This is a genomic window from Enterobacter sp. C6 (genome assembly GCF_008122455.1).
GTDB classification, from domain to species: Bacteria; Pseudomonadota; Gammaproteobacteria; order Enterobacterales; family Enterobacteriaceae; genus Enterobacter; species Enterobacter pseudoroggenkampii.
Map to the genome: position 1 here is coordinate 1 of NZ_QPFW01000194.1, position 26438 is coordinate 26438.

Genomic DNA, 26438 nt, shown 5'->3' on the forward strand with positions numbered 1-26438 from the left:
CATCGGCAGGAACAGGAACACCCACAGGAAGGCCAGACCCGCCAGCAGGCCAGGCACGGCGCGCGGCACCAGCACGCTGTAGTCCAGGAAACGCGTGGTGTTATCAGGCTTGCGGTGCATGGCAATGCCGACAAACAGGTAGCACACCACGGCCAGCGCGCCGCCAATGACGCCAATCGCCATGGAGTTAACGATGGCGCGCAGCAGGTTGGGCTGCGCCCAGATGGTGCGGAAGGTGTTCAGAGAAAGCTCGTCCCACAGCGAAACGCCCACGCCCCAGTTGGAGATAAACGCGCGCAATACCACCCCGAGCAGCGGAACGCCGATGGTGACGGTGAGCCAGAAGGCAATCACCGCGCCAGCCACCCAGCGCCATTTACCCAGCGGTAGCGCGCGGGCCTGCGAGGCCTTGCCCTTCATGGTGACGAAGCGGTTGGCGGTACGCATCAGTCGACGCTGGAGCATCACCAGCGGGATGGTGATGCAGATCAGCACCACGGCAACCGCCGCCATCAGGTTATAGGATGGGGTGCCCATCTTGTTCGTCAGCTTATAGAGATAGGTCGCCAGCACCATGTTGCCTTCCGGGTCGCCGAGGACCAGCATCAGGCCGAACACCTCCAGCCCCAGGAAGAACAGCAGCACGGTGGCGTACAGAATCGACGGGCGCACCATCGGCAGGCTGACGGAGGTCATCACCTGCCAGGGCGACGCGCCCGCGGTGCGCGCGGCTTCTTCCACATCGGAACCCACGCTGCGCAGTGCAGACGAGATATACAGATAGGCGTGCGGGACGTGCGTCAGGCCGGCGATGACCACAATGCTCGACATGTCGTAGATGTTCCACGGCACAAAGCCAATCAGCGCCTCTGCCCACTGGGAGAGAAAGCCCACCGGACCGGCGGCCACCACGTAGCCGAAGCCCAGCACCATCGGTGAAACGAAAATCGGCACCAGGATCAGCGGCTCAATCAACCGGCGGCCGGGCAGGTCGGTACGCACCATCAGAAACGCCAGCACGCCGCCCAGCGGAATAGAGATAAAGACCAGCCCGAAAGCAAGAATAAAGCCGCTTTTCAGGGCCTTATAAAAATCAGGGTCGGTGAAAATAAAATCAAATGATTCAAAGCTCCACTCTTTTGACGGCGAAAAGAACGGCGCGGACAGGAAGCTCTGTATCACGATAAACGACAGCGGCGTGTAGATAACCAGGGCGGTTATCAGCACGACGATGCCTCGCGGCAGGCTTTGCCACTTTCTGCGTAATGTATTCATGGGGTATCCCTGGTATTGCAGCCCAGAAAAACGAACTCAGTCGATAAGGAAGCGCGGCGGCCAGCGCCGCGCTCAGATGCTTATTTACCGGCGGCGGTACGCCACTCTTTGATGTACTCGAGGCGTTTTTTCGGCTGCAGGTATTCCAGCAGGGTTTCATCAACCGGGATCGGCTTCAGCGCGTTGCCGAGGATTTTTGTCAGGCCGTCGATATCATTCTTGCCTTCGATATCGTTACGAATGGAGGGGATGTCCGCCTGATTGGCCAGAATGTTTTGCCCTTGTTCAGACAGCACGTAGTCCAGCCACAGTTTCGCAGCGTTGCCGTTTTGCGCCTGCTGGCTGATGAACGACACGCGCGACAGCACCAGGGTGTAATCTTTTGGATAGGAGATGCCGAGCGACGGATCGTTCTTCGCACGTGCTTCCGCATAGGAACCGAGGATATTGAAGCCAATCAGGTTTTCACCGGAGGAGACGCGCTCCATCATGGTGCCGGTAGACGACTGCACCGACAGGCCACCTTTGGCGACGTCGGCCAGGGTCTTAAAGTAGTTTGGATCGGCGCTGTGATCCTGTACCGAGAGCATAAAGCCCAGACCCGATTTTTCGATGTCGTAGGTGGTGACTTTGTTCTTGAATTTGTCCGTCTGGCTGGCGATAAGCTTCGCCAGTGCGGCGTGAGAATCCGGCACGTCGCCAGCCGGGATCAGACGCTTGTTGTAGATAAAGACCACCGGCTCATAGGTGGTGCCGTAGGCCTTATCTTTCCAGACCGCCCATTTCGGCAGCTGGCTTTGCTCCGGAGATTTGTACTCCATGGCGTAGTCGGTGGCGAGCTTCAGGCCGGTGTCCATCGAGGAGCTCCAGACCACGTCGCCGCTCACGCCGCCGGAAGCCTGTTCGCTGATGAAACGGTTGTACAGCTCGGTGCTGTTCATGTCGTTGTATTCGACTTTAATGCCCGGGTAGGTTTTTTCGAAGCCCTGGATCAGCGGTCCGGCAGCTTTGATGTCGGTGGTGGAATAGATGACAACCTTGCCCTCTTTCGTGGCGGCATCAACCACTTTTTGATATTCAGCAGGATAGCCCTGCGGCAGGGCAGAGAGTGCAGAAGCAGAGAACAGTACAGTAGCGGTAAGCAGAGAAATTCGGAACGTGTTCGACATTATAGTTAACCTTTTAGTTACATTTGAGGAACTAATTGTCAACATAGCGTATCGGGCTCCACCCACAATAGGGGGAAGCGGGTAATGATTCCGAAGTGTGATTGTCGCCGTCGTTTCAGCAATTAACACCATAAAATCCGCGAACGTTAGCTTACGAACGGTTCTGGATTACGGTTTATCGGGGGCTTTGCGGTATAACCGGCGTGGATGACCAATATTGCCATACAGCATTTCGACGCTGATTAACCCGCTCTCCACGCAGTATTCAAGGTAGCGACGCCCCGTGGTTTTGCTGATCCCCACGTTTTCCACCACCTCCTCAACCGACATCGCATTGTCGGGATGTTCGGCGAACAGGCGTTTAATGCGTTCCAGCGTCTGGGGCTCAATACCCTTCGTGGACGGCGTAGCTGAGGATTCCGCGGCAGGCAGATTAAACAGGCGATCCAGCGCATGCTGGTCGACCACCTTCACCTGCTGCACGGTGTGGATGAAGCGCATAAACCGCTCCAGCGAGGCGTGCAGGCGCTGGAAAAAGACGGGCTTGATGAGGTAGTCAAACGCGCCGCTGCGCATGGCGTGGCTGCAGGTTTGCATATCGCTGGCGGCGGTGATGAAGATCACCGAGCATTCGTAGCTTTTCAGCAGCGGGTTATCGATGAGCTCCACGCCTTTACCGTCCGGAAGATAGTTGTCCAGCAGGATAAGCCGCGGCTGATGCTGACGAATCAGGCTGCATGCCTGCTCAATCGACGCGGCGATGCCCACCACGCGCAAATGAAAATTCTGCTCGATATACTCGCGATGCAGCTCCGCCAGGTGCGGCTCATCTTCAACGATCACAACATCAAGTGCTCGGGTCATGCTTTTGGCCCATTCGGAATAAACACAGAAAAAATAGTCCCTTGTGGCGTGTTGTCGGCAATCTCAATACTGCCGCCGGCCTTGTCGATATATCCTGCCACCAGGAACAGGCCAATACCGTGCTCGGTGCCCACAATGTCGTTTTCACGCTCCGGTTTGCTGCTGAATCCCTGGCGGAAAATATGCGGCTTCATCGCATCCTCCACCCCGCAACCCCGGTCGGCCACCTCGATCAGCAGCTCCTGGTTACGGTCAGAAATATAGAGTTCTACCGGCGCGAGGACCGGTGCTTTAAGGGTTGCGTCCACCGCGTTATCCAGCAGATTACCAATAACCGACATCAGCTCCGTTTCGTTGAGCGTGGCGGGCATACGGGTGAGCTGGCAGGCGGGGTCAAACAGCAGCTCGATCCCTTTCTCGCGCGCGCTGACGTATTTTCCTAACAGCAGACCACACAGCGCGGGAGAGGAAAAGCGGGCGGAGACAAAATCCAGCACGCGCTGCGCGCCTTCGGACTGTATCTGGATGTAACGGATCGCCTCGTCATAGTGTTTCATCTGCAGTAATCCCACCAGCGTGGCGGTCCAGTTCAGCTGCTCGTGGCGCATAATGCGCAGGTTATCCGCATAGCGCTTGATCTGGCTGAGCTGGCTGCTGAGGGTGTTGATGTCATTTTTGTCGCGAAAGCTGTAGACCCAGCCGCTTTCAACGCCGGGTTCAACCTCAATCGCCACGCGGTTGACGATCACCTCGCGCTGGTTAAGAACAGCAATCTGGTCGTGGCGGCCGCTGCTCACCGAGGCGTAGCGCTGAGATAAAAAGCCCGGTGACGTCTGCAGAACGTCTTCCAGCGGTTTGCCGATAAGTTCTTTCTCACTTTGCCGGATATCCAGCATTTCTCGTGCGGCGCGGTTAATTAAAATCAGCTGCTTCTCTTCATTGACGGCAAATACCCCCTCATACATGGCTTCTAATAGCGCGCGCTGCTGCAAAACCAGCTGAGCGATATCTTTCGGCTCCAGTCGGAACATCTGTTTTTTGAGATTGCGGGTAAACAGCCAGGAGAACATAAACAGCAGCAGAAGAAGACCCGCGCCGTACAGCCCGGACTGCCAGAGAATGCGGGCATTTATGTTGGCAATATAGGATGTCAGATAGCCGACCGAGACAATGCCAATCACCTGATGCTGCGCATTGAAGATGGGGGCTTTGCTGCGTAGCGACACGCCAATCCCACCCTGACGCACGGAAATAATGGTTTTACCCTTTAACACCTCCGCATTGTCCCCGCCGATCATCGGTAAATTAATGCGCTCCGGGGATTCCGAATGATAGAGGTGCTGTTCCTCGGTATCGCCAATCACAATGTAGCTGGCATCGCTTTCGGCGCGCAGCGGCTGAATTAACCGGGCGATGCCGGGGATATCTCTGGCCGCAACCATTGCCGCCAGACCCGGCATCAGCGCGATCTGGCTGGCCTGAACTCGGGCGCGCTGGCCGAGATCGTGATGGAGCTGTCGGTCAATAAAATGAAACAGGATTGTTCCCAGCAGAACTAACAGCAGGCAGGAGAAGCACACCAGCGCTAAAAACAGCTTTACCTGAAAAGAGAGTCTGCGTTTCATTCAACCTGCGGAAGTTATGTAAAAGTGACATTTGCCGAGCCTGACATGCGCCAGTAGTGGACGCAATCTGGCGAGAAAAGAGTTGTGACCTGGCTTTTCGTTTTCGGCGTTATACCCTAAATAATTCGAGTTGCAGGACAAAACGGCTTGCCGTTTTGAACAGCGCTTGCGCTGGCCCCGAAGGGGCGAGGCCACAGGCCGAGTAACGCGGCAAGGGAACGAATCCCCGGGAGCGTACATAAGTACGTGACTGGGGTGAGTGAGTGCAGCCAACGCACCTGCAGCTTGAAGTATGACGGGTATATAGCCATCAGGATCCCGTAAGGCTATGCTTCATTCAGCACGATAATAATTACAGAGGCAATGTCATGGATAAAGAACTACTGGATGCGGGTTACCGGGCCTATACCGGCGAGAAAATTGACGTTTACTTCAATACCGGGATCTGCAAACACTCCGGTAACTGCGTGCGTGGGAGCGCAAAGCTGTTTAATCTGAAACGTAAACCGTGGATTATTCCCGATGAAGTGGACGTTGAAACGGTTGTCCGCGTGATTGATACCTGCCCGAGCGGTGCGCTGAAGTATCGCCAAAAATAAGCGAGGAACCATGGATATTCTGGAAGGCCATAACAAGTTTTACGTGAATGATGCGAACGGTAATCAGGTCGCGGAGATTGTCTTCGTGCCGACCGGCGAGCACCTGAGCATCATTGAGCATACCGATGTGGATGAGAGCCTGAAAGGGCAGGGGGTCGGTAAACAGTTGGTGGCAAAAGTGGTGGAGAAGATGCGCGGTGAGAACCGCAAAATTATTCCGCTGTGCCCGTTCGCGAAGCATGAGTTTGATAAAACGCGGGAATATGACGATATTCGCGCGTAAATAACACCGGCGATGGCCGGTGTTTTTTTATCTCACCTGCTCATACAGCAATACCAGCGCTATCAGCACCATCAACCCTCCCGATGCCCTGCTCACCAGACGCGCCGCCTGTGGTCGGGTCGCCAGCACCGCTTTCGAACCATACCCCACCAGCAGATAGACCAGCGTACAGGTGATAAGGTGCATCATCCCAAGCGCAGACATCTGCATCGCTATCGACCAGCTTCCGGTCGGGTCTGTAAACTGCGGAAGCAGGGCCAGGAACAGCAAAAAAACCTTCGGGTTTAGGCCGCTAATGCAGAGCCCTTTCACCGCCCACTGCGTCCAGTTTCCCGCGTGTTGGGTGGTCTTTTCCGGTGCGGCCGGGTGACGCAGCAACGTTATGCCAAGCCACAGGAGATACAGCGCTCCCGCCACGGTCAGCCCGGCTAACGCCAGCGGATGTTGGGCAATCAGTACCCCCACGCCTGCCACCACAATCAACGTGGCTAGCAGATGCCCGGACATCAGCCCCATAACCGCCGGTACCACGCGGCGGCCGTCGATCCCGGCGCTAATTGCGTAGGCCCAGTCGGCCCCCGGGGTCATGATAAGCAGAAAAGAAACCACCCAAAAGCCGGCCACAATACTCATTTCCATCGTCCTGAAAACTCCCGCAGTGCGTCAAACGTTGCGAAAAAGAATATCGTTAACCCTGCGAAATAGGCTTTCAATGTTATGCTCATAACACGGTGAAATTGAGAAAATCTTCCACATGGATAGCATCGATCGAAAAATTCTTGCTGAGCTACAGTCAGATGGCCGCTTATCCCTTACCGAGCTGGCTGAAAGAGTGAATCTGAGCCTCTCGCCGTGCCATCGTCGCGTGCGGGCGCTGGAGCAAAGCGGGGCCATAACGGGATATCGTGCCAGCCTGGATCCGGCTAAAATGGGGTTTAACTTCCTGGCGATCGTCTTTGCGACGCTGAAAGAGGGGGACCGAAAGGCGGTTAGCGCGTTTGAAGCGGCGGTGGAGGAAATTCCGCAGATCGTGCTGGCGCAGCGTCTGTTTGGCGATCCCGATTATCTGATGCACGTCGTGACCCGCGACCTCTCCGCTTTCCAGAAGCTCTATGACGAGAAGCTTTCCGCCATGCCTGGCGTGCAGCATCTTCGCTCTACGCTGGTGATGAAAACGGTGGTGCAGGACAGACCTTTTCCGCTGGACGTCACGGGACGAGACTGAATGACATGCCCGGCAGAGCGCCGGGCATCAAAGGAGATTAGCCGACAAACATCACCGACACGCACAGCACCCCGACGATCAGCGTCAGCAGGTTGCCAATGGAACGGTACTGTTTCAGGGAGGGGATCAGATACGTCGACAGCGTCGGCATGATAAACAGGATCATGGCGATAAGCGGGCCGCTGATGGCGTAAATCATCGAAATGGCGTTCGGGTTAATGCAGCAGACGGCAAAGGTGATTAACGACACCCCCATAATGGATATCGCGCGGTTAAAGGCGCGGCTCTTTTTCACGCCCACCTGATTGAGCGACGACTTCACGATTTCCGTTGCCCCTTCAATCACCCCAAAATAGGTGCCGAGGAACGATTTCGACATCGCAATAATCGCCACGATAATCCCGGAAATCCCCAACCACGCCGGTGAAGAAGGCATCATCGACAGCGCGGACAGGATCGTCACCCCTTGCTCTTTGGCGGTCACAATGTACGACGGTGGAATAGAGAGCAGGCAGCTGAAGACAAAGAACAGCACGCTCAGGCAGATAATCAGGTACGCCACCTTCATGATTTTCTTGCATTTATCCATTGCGCCGTCGGCAAATTTCTCGCGACGATCAACGGCAAATGTGGAGATAATCGGGGTATGGCTGAACGCAAACACCATCACCGGAATCGAAATCCAGACCTGGTGCAGCGTATGGCGATCGACGGCCATCTGGCTGGTCAGCAGCGAAGGTTGCCAGCTGCCGATCAGATAGAGCGAGACAAAAAGGAAGTAGGCAATCAGCGGAAACACCAGGAAGCCCATCACTTTTATCGTGATATGCCGTCCCATCAGGAAGATCAGATTCAGGACCAGCACCACCCCCAGGCTGACCAGCACGCGAACGGCGGTATCCACCGTCAGGTGTTTCGCCAGCTGTTCCGTGAGTGAGTTGGTGATGGCCACCGCATAAATCTGCACCACCACAAAGAAGGCGATGAAATAGAGCGTGGTGATCAGATTGCCAATCTTCCTGCCGTAGTAGTGCGACACGGCGCCGGTGATCCCTTCGTTGCCTTTTGTTTTGGACGACAGGATAAATTGCGCCAGCGCCCGGTGCGGCCAGTAGGTTAAGGGGTAGGCCACGAGGGCAGTAATAAACAGGACGATAGCGCCTGCTGAGCCCAGTTGAATGGGCAAAAACAGCGTTCCTGCGCCCACGGCCGTGCCGTAGAGAGCGAAACTCCAGAGAGTCTCATCTTTTGACCAAATTTTCGACATTAGAGCAACGTATCAACTATCAAACCATCGGAATGGAGTGCAATTTACCATAGTTATGCACGGAGAGCGCAGTTGCTTCGAAGGAGTTTGGCCGGAACGGGCGTCCGGCCAGAGGTGGTTTAGCCTGCCAGGGCGCGCCGTTGCTGGCGACGCTTAAGAAATTTATCGCGAAGGCAATCGTATGCCCAGTTGTAGAACATGGTGTACGGCAGGAAGAACAGGAAGAAACCTATTTCCAGCGTGAATGCCTGAAGCAGGGTGACGCCCAGCACGGCGGCGACAATCGACACGCCAATCACAATAAACCCGCATTCAAACCCCAGCGCATGCAGCGCACGCACTTTTGCCGTACGTTTGACGCGCTGAACCGGCCAGAAACGGTCGAAGCCGAAGTTATAAATAATGTTCCACAGCATGGCGGTGGTGGCCAGAATAATGGTCAACCCACCCATCTCCACCACGGAACGCTGCATGAGCCACGCCGCCGTAGGGGCGAGGATCGCCGTCGCAATCCCTTCAAAACAGACAGCATGAAAGATCCGCTCCGGCAGTTTACGTTGGAGTGCATCCTGATGTTGCATAATCACAGACCTCATTAATTCGCCGGTATAGGCGTTGATGTGGCCTATTTTCATCGCAAAAGCTGATATATTAAAGATAGTATCCATCGTTAAAGTAGATAGGTTATGCGCTATTCACCCGAAGCCCTTAACGCATTTGTCGAGACCGTTGCGGAGGGCTCTTTTTCTGCGGCCGCCCGCCGGCTGCGTAAAAGCCAGTCGACGATCAGCACGTCCATTGCCAATCTTGAAGCCGATCTCGGTTTCGAGCTGTTTGACCGCTCGGCGCGCCAGCCGGTGTTAACGGCCCAGGGGGAACAGGTGCTGGGCTACGTGCAGGCCATCCTGGCCGCCAGCACGCGGCTGGACGAGCTGGCGGTGTCGTTAACGGCGCAAACGGAGGCGCGTCTGACGTTTGTCCTTTCCGATACCCTTAACCCGGACGTGCTGGAAGAGATGATGAAACAGTTTGACGCGCGCTTTCCCCATACGGAATTCGAATGTCTGATTGGCGAGGAGGAGGACGTGATCGATCTGCTGCAAAAGGAGCGCGCGCAGATTGGCCTGACGGAAGCGCGAGACGGTTATCCTACGGATATCGGCGCTATCCGGCTGCCGATGCAGACCCGCATGGCGATCTATGTCGCGACCACGCATCCGCTGGCCGGACAACATGACGTTCAGCGTGACGAGCTGCACGGCTGGCGAGAGCTGCGGCTGAGCACCTATCTGGAGCGCGAGGCTGAGATCGCGCGCGGGCCCGTCTGGTCAGCACCGAATTACCTGTTACTCTTGAGTATGGCGGTTCAGGGATTTGGCTGGTGCGTCTTGCCGTGCGCGCTGGTGGATGAGTTTGCCGCCGCGAAATCCCTGGTACAGCTCAATGTTCCCGGCTGGCCGCGGGCGATCGGCATCGATCTGCTGTGGAATAAGCGATCCCCTCCCGGCGTTGCCGGAAGCTGGCTGCGGCAGTATCTGCAGGATGCGCGCTGATCCTTGTGATTAAACTCACTATTTTTAAACAATTAAGATAATTGCCAGTAACAATCCTCTACTATCGTCATGTCATTTAACACAGAGGTCGTGATGAAAGATGTCGTAATAGTGGGTGCGTTGCGTACAGCTATCGGCTGTTTTCAGGGAGCGCTTGCGCGTCACTCGGCGGTTGACCTGGGGAGCGTGGTGGTGAAAGCGCTGGTGGAACGTAGCGGGATCGCAGCACATGAAGTTGATGAGGTGATCCTGGGACAGGTCCTCACGGCCGGTGCCGGGCAAAACCCTGCGCGTCAGGCGGCGCTGAAGGGCGGGCTGCCCAATACCGTCTCCGCCATCACCATTAACGACGTCTGTGGCTCTGGATTAAAAGCGCTGCATCTCGCGACGCAGGCCATTCAGTGTGGTGAAGCGGACGTGATCATTGCGGGCGGGCAGGAGAATATGAGCCGCGCGCCGCACGTGTTGACCGACAGCCGTACCGGCGCACAGCTGGGCAACAGTCAACTGCTCGACAGCCTGGTGCATGACGGGTTGTGGGATGCGTTCAATGACTATCATATGGGCGTGACGGCGGAAAACCTGGCGCGCGAGTACGGCATCAGCCGTGAGGTGCAGGATGCCTACGCGCTGAGCTCGCAGCAAAAAGCGCGTGCGGCGATTGATTCCGGTCGTTTTCGCGACGAAATTGTCCCTGTCAGCACGCAGCGTCAGAGCGGTGAGTTTATTGTCGTGGATACCGATGAACAGCCGCGCACCGACGCCAGTGCTGAAGGGCTGGCGAGGCTGAATCCTGCGTTTGAAATGCAGGGATCGGTGACGGCGGGAAATGCCTCTTCCATTAACGACGGCGCTGCCGCCGTCATGATGATGAGCGAAAGCAAAGCCCTCGAACTCGATCTTCCCGTGCTGGCCCGCATTAAGGCGTTCGCCAGCGTGGGGGTTGATCCTGCGTTAATGGGGATCGCACCGGTCTACGCGACCCGCCGCTGTCTGGAGCGTGCCGGGTGGCAGCTTTCGGATGTGGATCTGATCGAAGTGAACGAAGCCTATGCCGCGCAGGCGATCTCCGTCGGAAAAATGCTGGAGTGGGATCCGCTGCGGGTCAACGTTAACGGTGGGGCGATCGCGCTGGGGCACCCGATCGGGGCGTCCGGCTGCCGGATCCTGGTTTCGCTGGTCCACGAAATGAAAAAGCGCAATGCCCGCAAAGGGATTGCCACGCTCTGTATAGGCGGCGGGCAAGGGGTGGCGCTGGCCATCGAACGCTAACTTCTCCTAATTGAAAATGACCTCCTCCGGGAGGTTTTTTTTCGCGCCCTTTTTCTCCCTACGGTTTAATTGTGATCCGAACATCATTTTCGTCATAAACAAAAATAAAAATGAAACGTTGTTTTAAATATAATTGAAAAGCCCGCTTTATGCCGATAGTATGTGTTCAATATGAAAAACGGAACGCTGTTTCGTTTATTTCCGCCTTCGGGCATGACCACATCTGGAGGTTACCGTGGACGTCAGAGAAAGCATCCACAGCGCGCACGCCAAAACGCTGGATACTCAGGGGCTGCGCAAGGCATTTTTAGTCGAGCAGATATTCGAGGCCGACAGGTACACCATGGTTTACAGCCATATCGACCGTATTATTGTGGGCGGCATTATGCCCGTCACGAAAACCGTCTCCGTGGGCGGCGAGGTCGGTAAACAGCTGGGCGTGAGCTATTTCCTCGAGCGTCGCGAGCTGGGGGTGATCAACATCGGCGGGCCGGGCACCATCACCGTAGACGGACACTGTTATGAGATTGGCCATCGCGAGGCACTGTACGTGGGTAAAGGGGCGAAAGACGTGGTCTTTGCCAGCATCGACGCCAGCAAGCCTGCGAAGTTTTACTACAACTGCGCGCCGGCTCACACCACCTGTCCAACCAAAAAAGTGACCCCGGCAGACGTCGCACCCGTGACGCTGGGCGACAACCTCACCAGCAACCGCCGCACCATCTATAAATACTTCGTGCCGGACGTGCTGGAGACCTGCCAGCTCAGCATGGGATTGACCGAGCTTGCGCCAGGCAACCTGTGGAACACCATGCCGTGCCATACCCACGAGCGCCGAATGGAGGTCTACTTCTACTTCAACATGGAGGAAGACGCCTGCGTGTTCCACATGATGGGACAGCCGCAGGAAACGCGCCATATCGTGATGCACAACGAGCAGGCGGTGATTTCACCGAGCTGGTCTATTCACTCCGGCGTAGGGACGAAAGCCTACACCTTTATCTGGGGAATGGTGGGCGAAAATCAGGTCTTCGATGATATGGACCATGTTGCGGTCAGCGATTTGCGCTAGTCGCGGGCAGTGAAGCATAAACTTGCCTGTGAGTGACAGGCTCTGAAAGAGTAAGGAATAAACATGATTCTGGATGCATTCTCTCTGCAGGGGAAAGTGGCTGTGGTTTCCGGCTGTGACACCGGGCTGGGGCAGGGGATGGCGCTAGGCCTGGCGGAAGCGGGCTGCGATATCGTCGGAATTAATATCGTTGAACCGACTGAAACCCTCGAGCGCGTGACGGCGCTGGGCCGCCGTTTCCTGAGCCTGACCGCCGACCTGCGTAAAATCGATGCCATTCCTGAACTGCTGGATCGCGCGGTGGCGGAATTCGGTCATATCGACATTCTGGTCAACAATGCCGGGCTGATTCGCCGCGAAGATGCGATCAGCTTCAGCGAGCGCGACTGGGATGACGTGATGGATTTGAACATCAAGAGCGTATTTTTCATGTCCCAGGCGGCGGCAAAGCACTTTATCGCGCAGGGGAACGGCGGCAAGATCGTGAATATTGCCTCCATGCTCTCGTTCCAGGGCGGTATCCGCGTGCCGTCTTACACCGCGTCCAAAAGCGCCGTGATGGGCGTGACCCGCCTTCTGGCAAACGAGTGGGCGAAGCACAACATCAATGTGAATGCGATTGCGCCGGGCTACATGGCGACCAACAATACGCAGCAGCTGCGTGCAGACGAGCAGCGTAGCGCGGAAATCCTCGATCGTATTCCGGCGGGGCGCTGGGGTCTTCCGCGCGATCTGATGGGGCCGGTGGTCTTTCTGGCCTCGTCGGCATCGGATTACATCAACGGCTACACCGTGGCGGTCGATGGCGGCTGGCTGGCACGTTAGTTCCACCTGCATGACGAACCTCTGCCCTCGGGTGGAGGTTTTTTTTGGGTAAAAATTACCATTATCCATATGACATAAGATGAAAAATCCATACTGAGAATTCACGAATGACGCGTATCACATTTTTATTGCTTAAATATTAGGTAATTAATAAAAAAACATGGCAATTTCAGCATTAGTTGAAATTGTAATGTCCATCACAGATCGCGATGCCATAGCGAAATAATCCATATCTTCACGAATTCCCGCCTGACACTTTTCCTCGCTTTCTCGTAATTTCAGTTAACGAATTTTGCTGTTGAGGCAGGAAAAATATGACATCTATCAATGACTCTACCCTAATGCCCGCTGCGCTGCGTGATACCCGGCGCATGAACCAGTTTGTCTCCATTGCCGCCGCCGTGGCGGGCCTGTTATTTGGACTGGATATCGGCGTCATTGCCGGAGCGCTGCCCTTTATTACCGATCACTTTACCCTCAGTAACCGTCTGCAGGAGTGGGTGGTGAGCAGCATGATGCTCGGCGCGGCCATCGGGGCACTATTTAACGGCTGGCTATCGTTCCGCCTGGGGCGCAAATACAGCCTGATGGTCGGGGCGATCCTGTTCGTCGCGGGTTCGATCGGCTCCGCGTTTGCGACAAACGTAGAGGTGCTGCTGCTTTCCCGCGTGCTGCTGGGCGTGGCGGTGGGGATTGCCTCCTACACCGCGCCGCTTTATCTCTCCGAAATGGCGAGTGAGAACGTGCGCGGCAAGATGATCAGCATGTATCAACTGATGGTCACGCTGGGTATCGTGCTGGCGTTCCTGTCTGACACCTACTTCAGCTACAGCGGCAACTGGCGCGCAATGCTCGGCGTGCTGGCGCTGCCAGCGGTGGTGCTGATTGTCTTAGTGATTTTCCTGCCGAACAGTCCGCGCTGGCTGGCGCAAAAAGGGCGCCACGTGGAGGCAGAAGAGGTCCTGCGCATGCTGCGCGATACCTCGGAGAAAGCGCGCGAAGAGCTGAACGAGATCCGCGAAAGCCTGAAGCTGAAGCAGGGTGGCTGGGCGCTATTTAAGATCAACCGCAACGTGCGCCGGGCGGTCTTCCTCGGCATGTTGCTGCAGGCGATGCAGCAGTTCACCGGCATGAACATCATCATGTACTACGCGCCGCGTATTTTTAAAATGGCCGGGTTCACCACCACGGAACAGCAGATGATCGCCACCCTGGTGGTCGGGCTGACCTTCATGTTCGCCACCTTTATTGCCGTATTCACCGTGGACAAAGCCGGCCGTAAACCTGCGCTGAAGATTGGCTTTAGCGTGATGGCGCTCGGCACGCTGATCCTCGGTTACTGCCTGATGCAATTTGATAACGGCACGGCGTCAAGCGGACTTTCCTGGCTTTCTGTCGGGATGACCATGATGTGCATCGCTGGCTACGCGATGAGCGCCGCGCCGGTGGTGTGGATCCTGTGCTCCGAAATTCAGCCGCTCAAATGCCGTGACTTTGGCATCACCTGTTCCACGACAACCAACTGGGTATCGAACATGATCATCGGTGCGACGTTCCTGACGCTGCTGGACGCGATTGGCGCAGCGGGAACGTTCTGGCTCTATACGGTACTGAATGTGGCATTTATTGGCGTCACGTTCTGGCTGATCCCGGAAACCAAAGGCGTGACGCTGGAACACATCGAGCGCAAGCTGATGGCTGGAGAGAAACTGCGGAACATCGGCGGGTGATTTTTTGCCCGTCCGAAGGTTTTAATACGTGCCGTAACTGGAAAGGGAAAGGTGGCTTAATCACAATAAAAATGTGACTAAGATCACTACTAACTCTGGTAGGGAGTAGACACAGAGAGGGAACAGGCATTAGGATTTTTCTTATGTTGATGTATTATCGGACCACCGCCATCAATGTTAAGAGATGCGTTGCATCCGGAAAAAGAAGAATCACTATGTCAGAAATGGATTTCAAAAAAAGCACGGACCTCGACTTTCCCCGTTATGCCGGCCCGGCTGTAAGCGCAAAAGAGATCGATCTTCTGGGACTTTTTGAGGTCCTTCTGGCGGCGAAAAAACGTATCGTCGCCATCGTCTTTGCTTTCGCGCTGGTGGGGCTGGCCGTTTCATTTTTACTGCCGCAAAAATGGACCAGTAAAGCGGTGATCACCCCGGCAGAACAGTCGCAGTGGAATCCGCTGCGCCAGATGCTGGTTGCGCTGCAGGTACTTGACGTGGACGTGAAAATTACCCGTCCAGAAATTTTTGATCTCTTTATTAAAAAGTTTCAGTCGCAGTCATTGCTCGAAGAGTACATGAAATCCTCTCCTTATGTGATATCGCAGCTTAAAGGTGTTGAGGTGGATCCGCTCGATCTGCATCGCGCGATAGTCAACATCTCAGACAGAATGAAAGCGGTGAATGACGATCAGGGAAAAGGCGCGGATAAAGTGCCTTTTGTCTCCTGGACATTGAGCTTCACTGCGCCAACAGCAGGCGATGCGCAAACCGTTTTGGAGGGGTATATCAATTATATCGTGGCTATCGTCGAAAAAGAGACGGTGCAGAATATCCGCAACCAGATCGCCCTGAAAACGAACGTCGTTGAGCAGCAGCTGGAACTGGATCGTGTTCGTCTGACCAATGTTCACAATACCAACCTGCAGCGACTGAATTATTCCCTGGAAGTGGCGAATGCCGCCGGTATCAAGAAGCCGGTCTACAGCAACGGGCAGGCCGTAAAGGATGACCCGGATTATTCTGTTGCGCTCGGTGCTGACGGTATCGCGCAAAAACTGAAGATTGAAAAAAATCTGAAGGACGTGACTGAACTGAATGCGGACTTTCAGAACCGGGAATACTACCTGGCACAGCTGAAAAATCTCTCCTTTGCCGATGTTAAACTTGAGCCATTCAGGTACCAGCTTTCACCCTCCATGCCGGTGAAAAAGGATGGCCCGGGCAAGGCTCTGATTGTCGTTCTGGCGGCGCTTCTTGGGGGCCTGTTTGCCTGCGGTAGCGTGTTATTGCGCGAGGCGATGCACACCCGTACTTCGCCGCCAGAGCCGGTGGCGAAATAAAATCTGCAGTTTAAAAAGGCGCTCAATAGGGCGCTTTTTTTATGTGCATCGGTTGTGTTAAAAAAAGAGACCAAAGATAAGGAGGGATGATGAAAACGATCGGCCTGTTAGGTGGTATGAGCTGGGAATCGACAATCCCTTATTACCGCCTGATTAATGAAGGGGTAAAGCAGCGTCTGGGTGGTCTGCACTCCGCAAGTCTGCTGCTGCACAGCGTTGATTTCCATGAAATCGAAGCCTGCCAGTCGAGCGGTGAGTGGGATAAAGCCGGAGAGATCCTGGCCCAAGCGGCGCTCGGGCTTGAGCGGGCCGGCGCCGAGGGGATAGTGCTGTGTACCAATACCATGCACAAAGTGGCGTCGCATATTGAGGACCGCTGCTCGCTGCCGTTTCTGCATATCGCGGACGCGACCGGGCGTGCGATTGCGGCATCCGGAATGCGCCGCGTAGCGCTTTTGGGTACACGCTACACCATGGAACAGGATTTTTATCGTGGACGTTTGCACAGTGAATTTGGGATAGAAAGCCTGATCCCGGATGAAGAAGATCGGGCGCGCATCAATCAGATTATCTTTGACGAGCTCTGCCTCGGTACCTTCAGCGAAGCTTCCCGCGCGTATTACGTCAGCGTTATCGATAAACTTAGGCAGCAGGGGGCCGAAGGGGTGATCTTCGGCTGCACTGAGATTGGTTTGCTGGTACCCGTCGAGCGAAGCCCTCTCCCGGTATTTGATACCACTGCAATTCATGCCGCCGATGCCGTGGCGTTTATGTTGTCCTGAGCACCCGGTTTAGGTTTACGTGTTGGCGGCGTCATAAGCGGATTGCGCCGCCACAATGGCATCAATATTATTTTCCACCCAGTGCGCAAGCACAGTCACCGTTTCGGTTAACGTCTGGCCAAGCGGCGTCAGGCTGTACTCGACGGTTACAGGTACCGTGGCGAATATCTTTCGCGACACCAGCCCATCACGTTCCAGTTTGCGTAAAGACTGGGTCAGCACCTTTTTGGTGATTCGCTGAATATCACGTTGAAGATGACTAAAGCGCATCGGCCCATTCTCAAGGCGCGCAAGAATTAACAGTGCCCACTTATCGGCGATACGCGCCAGCACGCCGCGGGTCGGGCAGCGTTCATCGAACACGTTGTAAGGAGGCATCTCCTTTTTCAGAACTGCTGTTTGGGTCATGGTGGTTCCCTCGAGGTAACCAGGTGAGATAAAGGTGCCTTCTTACGCCCGTGAATGTTTGCGTGTATAAAACGACGTAAGGTTTCTATTTGATACCAGGGAACCGAAAATGGCAACGGGCTCGCAGAGCAATTTTAAAGTCGTCTTAATCGTTTGACTCACAAGGCAATATTGCATCAGGAGATCTATCATGAGCGTTGTAGTTATCTATTATTCTGGCTACGGCCACACCAAACGCGTTGCTGAAACAGTCGCCGAGGGCGCGCAGGCTGAGCTGATCGCCATTGACAGCAATGGCGATATTCAGGAAAGCGACTGGCAAAAACTTAACGATGCCAGAGCGATTATTTTTGGCGCGCCAACCTACATGGGAAGCGTACCGTGGCAGTTTAAGAAATTCGCTGATGCGACCTCAAAAGCCTGGTTCGTGCGTAGCTGGCAGGACAAAGTGTTCGCGGGCTTCAGCAACAGCGCCAGCCTGAACGGTGATAAGCAGGTGTCGTTGCAATACCTGCAAACGCTGGCCTCTCAGCACGGTGGGATTTGGGTGAGCCTGGGGCTGCCGCCGTCAAATACTCTCGCGGCTACCCGTCAGGATATTAATAATCTGGGCGGTTCAGTCGGTTTGCTGGTGCAGTCTCCATCAGATGCTGATGCTGGCGCCATTGCCAGTGGCGATCTGCAAACCGCTGTGAAATTCGGCGAGCGTGTAGCGGCTATTGCGAAACGTTTTAACTGAGTGTTCAGGCGCCCGCTGTTCAGTGGGGCGTCTGATTCAACATCTTATTTAGCTGTCCAGCCAACAGACTTAACCCTCCTTGCAGATGTTCACTGAACGCCTCCACCAGCGCCGATGCCGGACGATGCAGTGGGCGGATTAGGCTAACGGTGAAAGGAACTGAGACACTAAACCGACGTACAACAATCCCACTTTCCGCATAATCCAGCGCCGTGAGCGGATTCACCACCGCGACGCCGACGCCTGCGCGTACCATCGCACAAATCGAGGCCGCGCTGTGCGTTTCTACCACCATTCGGCGTTTGACCTGATGCTCGGCAAACAGCGTATCCAGCAGCTGTCGATAACTGTCGGTCTGCGACAGGCTGATGTAGTTTTCCCCGTGGAAATCCTCCGGTGTAAGCACCGCCTTACCGGCAAGCCGATGCCCGGCGGGCAGAACGCACACTTCATCTAACGAGAGCAACTCCGTGCGCGCCGTTCCCGCTGGCGTGGAGAGGGTTTCGGTCAGGCCTAAATCATGGCGCTGAGCCGAAAGCCACTCTTCAAGCAGAGGTGATTCCTGAGGCACGATGGTGAGGCTGACCTCCGGGTATCGGGCCAGAAAGGGTTGCAGCAGCATCGGCAAAAAGGATTGCGAAAAGACGGGCAGGCAGACGATCGACAGCTCGCCCTGACGAAACTCGCGCAGGCTTTCCGCGGCACTCACTATTCTGTCCAGCCCGTACCAGGAGCGCTGAACTTCCTCGAACAGGCGTAACCCTTGTACCGTCGGGTGAAGCCTGCCCCGGGTACGTTCGAACAGCTTCAACCCCAGCACTTTCTCGAAGCGCGCCAGCTCGCGGCTCACCGTCGGCTGCGAGGTATGCAGCATCTGTGCGGCTTCGGTGAGATTACCGGTGGTCATCACGGCGTGAAAAATCTCGATATGGCGTAAATTGACGGCGGGCATAGGGCACCTGAAAGCAGAGAACTGACCATATCATTTTTGCATAGACTCGCGATAAAACGATATTTTTTATTCTCTTTGTGCTGTGGCGTAATCATGAAAACGCATTTACCCGGAGAAGACCATGCCACGCCCGCTGAACCAGACTGATACCGATTTGAACGCCGACAACCTGCTGCGCCTGCCCGCCGAATTTGGCTGCCCGGTGTGGGTCTACGACGCGCAGATCGTTCGCGAGAAGATCGCCGCCCTGCATCAGTTTGACGTGGTGCGTTTTGCCCAGAAGGCCTGCTCCAATATCCACATTCTGCGCCTGATGCGTGAGCAGGGCGTGAAGGTGGACTCCGTTTCACTCGGCGAAATCGAGCGCGCGCTGGCGGCCGGATACGATCCGAAAGCCGACGGTGACGCGATCGTCTTTACCGCCGATGTGATCGACGATGCGACGCTGGCGCGCGTCCACGAGCTGCAGATCCCGGTGAATGCCGGCTCTGTGGATATGCTGGAGCAACTGGGCGAGGTTTCACCCGGCCATCGCGTCTGGCTGCGCGTGAACCCGGGCTTTGGTCATGGCCACAGCCAAAAAACCAATACCGGTGGCGAAAACAGCAAGCACGGGATCTGGTATGCCGATATGCCTGCCGCGCTGGCGGTATTACAGCGCTACGGCCTGAAGCTGGTGGGGATTCATATGCACATTGGCTCTGGCGTCGATTACGGCCACCTGGAGCAGGTGTGCGGCGCGATGGTGCGCCAGGTTGTCGACTTCGGTCAGGATCTGGAGGCGATCTCTGCCGGTGGCGGTCTCTCCATTCCTTATCGCGAAGGGGAAGAGGCGATTGATACCGATCACTATTACGGTCTGTGGAGCGCCGCGCGCGATCAAATCGCCGCGCATTTGGGCCACGCGGTAAAACTGGAAATTGAGCCGGGCCGTTTCCTGGTGGCGGAAGCCGGCGTGCTGGTTTCGCAGGTGCGCAGCGTGAAAGAGATGGGGTCTCGCCACTTTGTATTGATTGACGCAGGCTTTAACGATCTGATGCGTCCGTCCATGTACGGCAGCTATCACCACATTACCGCCCTGGCTGCCGACGGCCGCGATTTATCGCAGGCACCACGCGTTGAGACGGTCGTTGCGGGGCCGCTGTGCGAATCGGGTGACGTGTTTACCCAGCAGGAGGGCGGCAAAGTGGAGACCCGCGCGCTGCCAGAGGTCAAACCGGGTGATTATCTTGTGCTGCACGACACCGGTGCTTACGGGGCGTCTATGTCATCTAACTACAATAGCCGCCCGCTGCTGCCGGAAGTGCTGTTTGATAACGGCAAGGCGCGGCTGATCCGCCGCCGCCAGACCATTCAGGAACTGCTGGCGTTAGAGCTCATCTGATGAAAGTACGGCCCCGTCGTGACCGAATCGCGTAAGACCAGCGTGCCGGTAAACGGCGGGATGGCATCGACCGGCTGGTTTTTTGCCAGCCGGATCGCCTGATCGATGGCCGTGACAATCATATTGTCGATGGGCAGATAAACCGATGAGAGCGCAGGCTCCAGCCATTTTGCGCTTGGGGCGTCGTCAAAGCCGAACAGTGAAATATCCTGCGGGATTTTACGCCCCGCCTGGTGTAACGCTTTGGACGCGCCCAGCGCCATATCGTCGTTACAGGCAAACAGGGCGCTAAACGATACACCGTCGGCAATCAATTCCTTGCACAGCTCGTATCCCCCGGTCATTCCCGCATCGCCGTACTTTATCCGACGCTCGTCCAGACGGATGCCGTGCTTTTCCAGCGCCTTGCGATAGCCCATCAGCCTCGCTTTTCCGGTTGGGGTATGGATCGGGACGGTGATACAGGCGATCTCCCGATGGCCCTGTTCAATCAGATAATCCACGGCTTTAAACGCGGCATCCTGCTGTTCGAAGAACACGCAGCGATCCGGCGCCTGGCTCACTTCACGGTTAATGACCACCAGCGGTGTTTTTACGGTGTTCATCAGTTTGATGATCGCTTTTTCGCTCATATAGCGCGTGTAAAGCACGATGGCATCGCACTGGCGATCGGCCAGCATCTGCACCGCCTGTTCTTCCTGTTCCGGCGCGTCGTGACCGTCGGTGACGATCAGCTGTTTCCCGTGGGTTTCGGTCTGCCGCGACGCCTGCTGGAGAAGGCGGCCAAAGTAAAAGCCGTCGAAGGTCGAGACGACCAGACCAATGCTGTTGCTGGTCTGGTTAGCCAGCGAGCGCGCGAGAAAGTTCGGCCGATAGCCCAGCTCTTCCATCGCCGCAAACACCTGCTGACGCGTACTCTCTTTAACCTGACCCGTGCCGTTCAGCACGCGCGATACCGTGGCCTTCGACACGCCCGCGCGCAGTGAGACATCCAGCATTGTTACCATTCTACATTCCTGCTTTCACGTAATGATCTGCAGTTTAACACAGAGCTTACGCCGTATAAGCGATGCGGGAAGCGCAAAAATTCCGCCACGATCACGCTTTTCGGTAACGATTTGTCTGGCCTGCCTGAAGTAAAACTAAATAGTCTGACTCTGGTAAAATAATCGCCAAAACGAGCTGGAGGCGTCAGGCCAGCCCATTAATGAGAATACGCAGGTGAAACGTGAAAAAGACTGTTATCCTCCCGCTTTACGATGCACCGCAGTATGCTGAGCAGGTTACTGACTGGATCTGGCAGGCCTTTGGCGAAGGGCTTCCCCGGGAATTTTTCCACAGCATCGTTGAGCACAGCCAGACGCCGGGAAAATTACCGCTGACGTTTATTGCCGTAGAAGACCAACAGCTTATTGGCACGGTGGGGATCTGGCGCTGCGATTTGATCACCCGTCAGGATCTCTTTCCGTGGCTGGCGGCGCTGTACGTTGACGACGCGGCGCGAGGCAAGGGGCTGGCAGGAAAGTTACAGCAGCATGTTATTACCTGGGCCGCGCAGGCGGGATATGAAGAACTGCACCTCTGGTCTGCCTGCCGTGACTTCTACGAACGTTACGGCTGGCAGTATATCGGCGATGGGCTGGAATACCCCAACACGCGGGTTCACCTCTACCGTTATTCGCTCTGCGCTTCCGCAGGCGACGCAACGGAGTGACGACGAACCAGCGTCGGGCTAAACAGATGCGTAATATCCGGCGGCTGGCGCTGTTCCGCCAGCGCTAACGCCAGCTCGGCGGCCTGTGTGGCCATGGTGATAATCGGGTAGCGCACGGTGGTCAGGCGCGGGCGAACGTAGCGGGAGACCAGCACGTCGTCGAAGCCAATCAGCGAAATTTCTGCCGGTACCTCAATCCCGTTGTCGTTCAACACCCCCATTGCCCCTGCGGCCATCGAGTCGTTATAGCTGGCAACCGCCGTGAAATTCCGTCCGCGACCCAGCAGCTCGGTCATGGCCTGTTCACCGCCGCTCTCATCCGGTTCGCCATAGGCCACCAGGCGGTCATTGCACGGCAGTCCGTTTTCGCGCAGGGCATCGTAGTAGCCCTGCAGACGGTCTTCTGCATCAGAAATCGGGTGGTTTGAACAGAGATAGCCAATCCGGGTGTGGCCCTGCTGAATCAGATGACGGGTCGCAAGCCACGCGCCGTAGCGGTCGTCGAGCGCAACGCAGCGTTTTTCAAAGCCGGGAATAATGCGGTTGATGATGACCATCCCGGGGATCTGCTTCATCAGATGAATCAGTTCGGCATCCGGGATCATTTTAGCGTGTACTACCAGCGCCGCACAGCGGTGGCGGATCAGCTGCTCGATGGCCTGGCGTTCTTTTTGTTCATTATGATAGCCATTGCCGATCAGCAAAAAATTGCCTGTCTGATAAGAAACCTGCTCAACGGCTTTCACCATCGCGCCGAAAAAGGGATCGGAGACATCTCCTACCACCAGACCAATGGTTTCTGTGGACTGCTGGGCGAGCGCGCGGGCATTGGCATTGGGATGATAGTTCAGTGATTCCATGGCGCTTTGTACCGCCTGGCGTGATGCGTCACTGGCTTTTGGGGAGTCGTTAATCACACGGGAGACGGTTGCCACCGACACACCTGCCAGACGGGCCACATCCTTTATTGTCGCCATTCATTACCTTCTTATTGGGGGTAAGCGTTTACACACCAAATAGTGTTGCGGAAAAGCGGCGCGCATTCAAGGGGAGCGGATTTCCGCTCTCCACAAACGTGACGCAGAACAACCCTGGCGGTGTAATCGTTACACGCGCAGTCATGTCTGAAGAATGTCAATCTGAACCTTTGGTTACACTTTGCCTCAGGCTGTTGCGATTGTCCGATGGCGAGGATGTTAATGAGATTGATACAGTTGAGATCCCAGAGGTATTGATTGGTGAGAATTCTTAGTACGGTTTCGTACTCATCTCTTGCACCAACCTGCGCGGATGCGCAGGTTTTTTTTCGCCTCCACTTTTGCTGTCGCTCCCGTATCACTTCTCGTGTAATCTGCCACCATTTACTATCAACCCTCCACACTGGCTGGCAAAGGGAGTTGAGATGCTATTTGGGTTCTTCCGTACACTGTTCCGTATTCTCTTTCGCATCCGCGTCACTGGCGATGCCCAGGCGCTTCGCGGCGAACGCGTTCTTATCACACCAAATCATGTTTCCTTTATAGACGGTATCCTGCTGGCGCTGTTTCTGCCCGTGCGCCCGGTATTTGCGGTCTATACCTCCATCAGCCAGCAGTGGTACATGCGCTGGCTCACGCCGCTGATTGATTTTGTGCCTCTCGACCCGACAAAGCCGATGATGATTAAGCATCTGGTGCGTCTGGTCGAGCAGGGTCGTCCGGTGGTCATTTTCCCGGAAGGGCGTATCTCCGTGACCGGTTCGCTGATGAAAATCTACGACGGTGCGGGGTTTGTCGCGGCGAAGTCAAAAGCGACCGTAGTGCCGCTGCGAATTGAAGGCGCAGAGCTGACCCATTTCAGCCGTCTGAAGGGACTGGTGAAGCAGCGTCTGTTCCCCAAAATCACGCTGCATATTCTGCCGCCAACGTCGTTACCGATGCCCGACGCGCCGCGTGCCCGCGATCGCCGTAAAATCGCCGGGGAAATGCTGCACCAGATTATGATGGAAGCGCGCATGGCCGTGCGTCCGCGCGAAACGCTGTACGAATCTCTGCTTTCCGCGCAGCACCGCTATGGCGCGAAGAAAAACTGCATCGAAGACATCAACTTTACCCCGGATACCTATCGCAAACTGCTGACCAAGACCCTGTTTGTGGGCCGCATTCTGGAGAAGTACAGCAAAAAGGGCGAAAAGATTGGCCTGATGCTGCCTAACGCGGGCATCAGCGCGGCGGTGATTTTCGGCGCGGTTTCCCGGGGCCGGATCCCGGCGATGATGAACTACACGGCGGGTGTGAAAGGGCTGACCAGCGCCATCACCGCTGCCCAGATTAATACCGTCTTTACCTCTCGTCAGTTCCTGGACAAAGGCAAGCTCTGGCATCTTCCCGAGCAGCTCACCCAGGTACGCTGGGTCTTCCTGGAGGATCTGAAAGCCGACGTGACCACCGGCGACAAGCTGTGGATTTTTGCTCACCTGCTGGTGCCGCGTCTGGCGCAGGTCAAACAGCAGCCGGAAGATGACGCCATTATCCTCTTCACGTCGGGATCGGAGGGCAACCCGAAAGGCGTCGTCCACAGCCACAAGAGCATTCTGGCGAACGTTGAGCAGATCAAAAGCATTGCTGACTTTACCGCGGATGACCGTTTTATGTCGGCGCTGCCGCTGTTCCACTCCTTTGGCCTGACGGTGGGGCTGTTTACGCCGCTGCTGACCGGCGCAGAAGTGTTCCTCTATCCAAGCCCGCTGCATTACCGGATTGTGCCGGAGCTGGTGTATGACCGTAACTGCACCGTCCTGTTCGGCACCTCAACGTTCCTCGGCAACTATGCGCGTTTCGCCAATCCGTATGACTTCTATCGCGTGCGGTATGTGGTGGCCGGTGCGGAAAAACTGCAGGAGAGCACGCGTCAGATCTGGCAGGACAAGTTTGGCCTGCGCATTCTCGAAGGGTATGGCGTTACCGAGTGTGCGCCCGTGGTCTCGATTAACGTGCCGATGGCGGCGAAACCGGGTACGGTTGGCCGAATTCTGCCGGGGATGGACGCGCGTCTGCTGGCCGTGCCGGGCATTGAGGACGGTGGCCGTCTGCAGCTCAAAGGGCCAAACGTGATGAACGGGTATCTGCGCGTGGAAAACCCGGGCGTGCTGGAAGCGCCGACGGCGGAAAACGTCAACGGCGAGGTTGAAACCGGCTGGTACGACACCGGGGATATCGTCCGTTTCGATGAACAGGGCTTTGTACAGATTCAGGGACGCGCGAAACGCTTCGCCAAAATCGCCGGTGAAATGGTCTCTCTGGAAATGGTTGAGCAGCTGGCGACGGCCGTGTCCACGGATAAGATGCATGCGACGGTGGTGAAGAGTGACGCCAGCAAAGGCGAGGCGCTGGTGCTGTTTACGACCGACGGTGAGCTTAAGCGCGACAGGTTACTGAGCTATGCGCGTGAACACGGTATTCCTGAACTGGCCGTGCCGCGCGATATTCGCTACCTGAAACAGCTCCCTGTGCTGGGTAGCGGGAAGCCCGATTTCGTGACCCTGAAAGGCATGGTTGAAGAGGCGGAACAGCAAAATGCGTGAGTCAGTACACACTAACACATCGCTCAGATCGAAAGGCATGATGGCCGTCATCGCCGCACAGTTTCTCTCTGCGTTCGGTGATAACGCGCTGCTGTTTGCCACGCTGGCGCTGCTGAAAGCCGAGTTTTACCCCGACTGGAGTCAGCCGATCCTGCAGATGGTGTTTGTGGGCGCTTACATTATCTTCGCTCCGTTCGTCGGGCAGGTGGCGGACAGCTTCCCGAAAGGTCGGGTAATGATGTTTGCCAATGGCCTCAAGCTGCTGGGTGCGGCCAGCATTTGCTTTGGCTTCAATCCGTTTATTGGCTATACGCTGGTGGGCATTGGCGCCGCCGCCTACTCCCCGGCGAAGTATGGCATTCTCGGCGAGCTGACCACCGGGGATAAGCTGGTGAAAGCCAATGGTCTGATGGAGTCGTCAACCATTGCCGCTATCCTGCTCGGATCCGTTGCGGGTGGCGTGCTGGCCGACTGGCATGTCCTGGCGGCACTGGGCGTATGCGCGGCGGTGTATGGTGGGGCGGTCGTGGCGAACCTGTTTATTCCTAAACTGCCGGTGGCTCGCCCGGGGCAATCCTGGCGCTTTAAACCGATGACCGGCAGTTTCTTTACCGCCTGCCGCGTGCTGTGGCGTAACGGTGAAACGCGTTTTTCCCTGATGGGGACCAGTATGTTCTGGGGGGCGGGCGTCACGCTGCGCTTCCTGCTGGTGCTGTGGGTGCCGGTGGCGCTGGGGATTACTGACAACGCGACGCCGACCTATCTGAATGCGATGGTGGCCATCGGCATTGTGGTGGG

The 26438-nt window shown here is 56.0% G+C and carries 26 protein-coding genes; 15 read left to right on the forward strand and 11 right to left on the reverse strand.

Annotated elements, in window-relative coordinates; all coding sequences use genetic code 11:
* From DOU50_RS07885 to DOU50_RS07900, 4 genes are all read right to left on the reverse strand, one after another.
* Positions 1-1275, reverse strand: a 1275-nt coding sequence (locus DOU50_RS07885; protein WP_148769148.1) for an ABC transporter permease, incomplete at its 3' end; no start/stop codon positions are given.
* An 80-nt stretch (positions 1276-1355) separates the two neighbouring features.
* Positions 1356-2444: an ABC transporter substrate-binding protein gene (locus DOU50_RS07890; RefSeq protein WP_024909324.1), complete on the reverse strand. Its 1089-nt coding sequence runs from the start codon at positions 2442-2444 to the stop codon at positions 1356-1358.
* A gap of 168 nt (positions 2445-2612) precedes the next feature.
* Positions 2613-3308 (reverse strand): response regulator, encoded by a 696-nt coding sequence (locus tag DOU50_RS07895; protein ID WP_024909323.1) that lies wholly within the window; start codon positions 3306-3308, stop codon positions 2613-2615.
* Positions 3305-4933, reverse strand: a complete 1629-nt coding sequence (locus tag DOU50_RS07900; RefSeq protein ID WP_048990720.1) for an ATP-binding protein — start codon at positions 4931-4933, stop codon at positions 3305-3307. The genes DOU50_RS07895 and DOU50_RS07900 overlap by 4 nt, the downstream gene beginning before the upstream one ends.
* A 368-nt stretch (positions 4934-5301) precedes the next feature.
* Here DOU50_RS07900 and yjdI point away from each other — a divergent pair, with 368 nt between their 5' ends.
* Together yjdI and DOU50_RS07910 are read left to right on the forward strand one after the other, a co-directional pair.
* Positions 5302-5532, forward strand: coding sequence for a 4Fe-4S mono-cluster protein YjdI (gene yjdI, locus DOU50_RS07905; protein WP_008499689.1), 231 nt, complete (start codon positions 5302-5304; stop codon positions 5530-5532).
* A 10-nt stretch (positions 5533-5542) separates the two neighbouring features.
* Positions 5543-5815 (forward strand): GNAT family N-acetyltransferase, encoded by a 273-nt coding sequence (locus DOU50_RS07910; RefSeq protein ID WP_008499687.1) that lies wholly within the window; start codon positions 5543-5545, stop codon positions 5813-5815.
* Between the two features lie 27 nt (positions 5816-5842).
* On the opposite strand, the gene DOU50_RS07915 is transcribed toward DOU50_RS07910, so the two are convergent.
* Positions 5843-6454, reverse strand: a complete 612-nt coding sequence (locus DOU50_RS07915; protein WP_148769149.1) for a LysE family translocator — start codon at positions 6452-6454, stop codon at positions 5843-5845.
* 115 nt (positions 6455-6569) lie between these two features.
* Between DOU50_RS07915 and DOU50_RS07920 the strand changes: the two genes are divergently transcribed.
* Positions 6570-7040 carry an Lrp/AsnC family transcriptional regulator gene (locus DOU50_RS07920; protein WP_024909320.1) on the forward strand — a complete coding sequence of 157 codons (471 nt, stop codon included), beginning with the start codon at positions 6570-6572 and terminating at the stop codon, positions 7038-7040.
* A 37-nt stretch (positions 7041-7077) separates the two neighbouring features.
* On the opposite strand, the gene DOU50_RS07925 is transcribed toward DOU50_RS07920, so the two are convergent.
* Both DOU50_RS07925 and DOU50_RS07930 read right to left on the reverse strand, forming a co-directional pair.
* On the reverse strand, positions 7078-8307 hold the full coding sequence (locus DOU50_RS07925; protein ID WP_024909319.1) for an amino acid permease: 1230 nt from the start codon (positions 8305-8307) through the stop codon (positions 7078-7080).
* A gap of 119 nt (positions 8308-8426) precedes the next feature.
* A complete protein-coding gene (locus DOU50_RS07930) occupies positions 8427-8888 on the reverse strand; it encodes a multidrug/biocide efflux PACE transporter (RefSeq protein WP_024909318.1) in 462 nt (153 codons plus the stop codon).
* A gap of 105 nt (positions 8889-8993) precedes the next feature.
* Between DOU50_RS07930 and DOU50_RS07935 the strand changes: the two genes are divergently transcribed.
* The 7 genes from DOU50_RS07935 to DOU50_RS07965 all read left to right on the forward strand — a co-directional run bounded on the left by DOU50_RS07935 (position 8994) and on the right by DOU50_RS07965 (position 16881).
* Positions 8994-9860 (forward strand): LysR family transcriptional regulator, encoded by an 867-nt coding sequence (locus tag DOU50_RS07935; RefSeq protein ID WP_148769150.1) that lies wholly within the window; start codon positions 8994-8996, stop codon positions 9858-9860.
* Positions 9861-9953: 93 nt separating this feature from the next.
* Entirely contained in the window at positions 9954-11132 is a 1179-nt protein-coding gene (locus DOU50_RS07940) for an acetyl-CoA C-acetyltransferase (protein ID WP_024909316.1), read from the forward strand.
* A gap of 235 nt (positions 11133-11367) precedes the next feature.
* Positions 11368-12204 (forward strand): 5-dehydro-4-deoxy-D-glucuronate isomerase, encoded by an 837-nt coding sequence (kduI, locus tag DOU50_RS07945; protein ID WP_148769151.1) that lies wholly within the window; start codon positions 11368-11370, stop codon positions 12202-12204.
* 63 nt (positions 12205-12267) lie between these two features.
* On the forward strand, positions 12268-13029 hold the full coding sequence (gene kduD, locus DOU50_RS07950; RefSeq protein WP_024909314.1) for a 2-dehydro-3-deoxy-D-gluconate 5-dehydrogenase KduD: 762 nt from the start codon (positions 12268-12270) through the stop codon (positions 13027-13029).
* Between the two features lie 314 nt (positions 13030-13343).
* Positions 13344-14759 (forward strand): sugar porter family MFS transporter, encoded by a 1416-nt coding sequence (locus tag DOU50_RS07955; protein ID WP_024909313.1) that lies wholly within the window; start codon positions 13344-13346, stop codon positions 14757-14759.
* A 215-nt stretch (positions 14760-14974) separates the two neighbouring features.
* The gene (gene wzz(fepE) / locus DOU50_RS07960) at positions 14975-16099 is read left to right on the forward strand and encodes an LPS O-antigen length regulator Wzz(fepE) (protein ID WP_048990712.1); all 1125 of its coding nucleotides are present in this window, start codon (positions 14975-14977) and stop codon (positions 16097-16099) included.
* A gap of 89 nt (positions 16100-16188) precedes the next feature.
* Entirely contained in the window at positions 16189-16881 is a 693-nt protein-coding gene (locus DOU50_RS07965; RefSeq protein ID WP_048990711.1) for an aspartate/glutamate racemase, read from the forward strand.
* Positions 16882-16896: 15 nt separating this feature from the next.
* Here the strand turns inward: DOU50_RS07965 and DOU50_RS07970 are convergent, their stop codons facing one another.
* Complete coding sequence (locus tag DOU50_RS07970) at positions 16897-17289, reverse strand: winged helix-turn-helix transcriptional regulator (protein WP_073961475.1); 393 nt, start codon at positions 17287-17289, stop codon at positions 16897-16899.
* 190 nt (positions 17290-17479) lie between these two features.
* Between DOU50_RS07970 and DOU50_RS07975 the strand changes: the two genes are divergently transcribed.
* Entirely contained in the window at positions 17480-18028 is a 549-nt protein-coding gene (locus DOU50_RS07975) for a flavodoxin family protein (protein WP_032645441.1), read from the forward strand.
* Positions 18029-18047: 19 nt separating this feature from the next.
* Here the strand turns inward: DOU50_RS07975 and DOU50_RS07980 are convergent, their stop codons facing one another.
* A complete protein-coding gene (locus tag DOU50_RS07980) occupies positions 18048-18980 on the reverse strand; it encodes a LysR family transcriptional regulator (protein WP_048990704.1) in 933 nt (310 codons plus the stop codon).
* 121 nt (positions 18981-19101) lie between these two features.
* On the opposite strand from DOU50_RS07980, the gene lysA reads away from it, so the two are divergent.
* On the forward strand, positions 19102-20364 hold the full coding sequence (gene lysA / locus DOU50_RS07985; protein WP_024909307.1) for a diaminopimelate decarboxylase: 1263 nt from the start codon (positions 19102-19104) through the stop codon (positions 20362-20364).
* On the opposite strand, the gene DOU50_RS07990 is transcribed toward lysA, so the two are convergent.
* Positions 20334-21371, reverse strand: a complete 1038-nt coding sequence (locus DOU50_RS07990; RefSeq protein WP_032648146.1) for a LacI family DNA-binding transcriptional regulator — start codon at positions 21369-21371, stop codon at positions 20334-20336. The genes lysA and DOU50_RS07990 overlap by 31 nt on opposite strands.
* 221 nt (positions 21372-21592) lie before the next feature.
* Here DOU50_RS07990 and DOU50_RS07995 point away from each other — a divergent pair, with 221 nt between their 5' ends.
* Positions 21593-22078: a GNAT family N-acetyltransferase gene (locus DOU50_RS07995; RefSeq protein WP_148769152.1), complete on the forward strand. Its 486-nt coding sequence runs from the start codon at positions 21593-21595 to the stop codon at positions 22076-22078.
* Here DOU50_RS07995 and galR read toward each other — a convergent pair.
* Entirely contained in the window at positions 22039-23055 is a 1017-nt protein-coding gene (gene galR, locus DOU50_RS08000; RefSeq protein WP_048990698.1) for an HTH-type transcriptional regulator GalR, read from the reverse strand. The two genes, DOU50_RS07995 and galR, sit on opposite strands and share 40 nt — an antisense overlap.
* Positions 23056-23480: 425 nt before the next feature.
* Here galR and aas point away from each other — a divergent pair, with 425 nt between their 5' ends.
* Together aas and lplT are read left to right on the forward strand one after the other, a co-directional pair.
* Positions 23481-25640 carry a bifunctional acyl-ACP--phospholipid O-acyltransferase/long-chain-fatty-acid--ACP ligase gene (aas, locus tag DOU50_RS08005; RefSeq protein WP_148769153.1) on the forward strand — a complete coding sequence of 720 codons (2160 nt, stop codon included), beginning with the start codon at positions 23481-23483 and terminating at the stop codon, positions 25638-25640.
* On the forward strand, positions 25633-26438 hold an 806-nt coding region (lplT, locus tag DOU50_RS08010; protein ID WP_148769154.1), incomplete at its 3' end, for a lysophospholipid transporter LplT. The genes aas and lplT, both read left to right, overlap by 8 nt.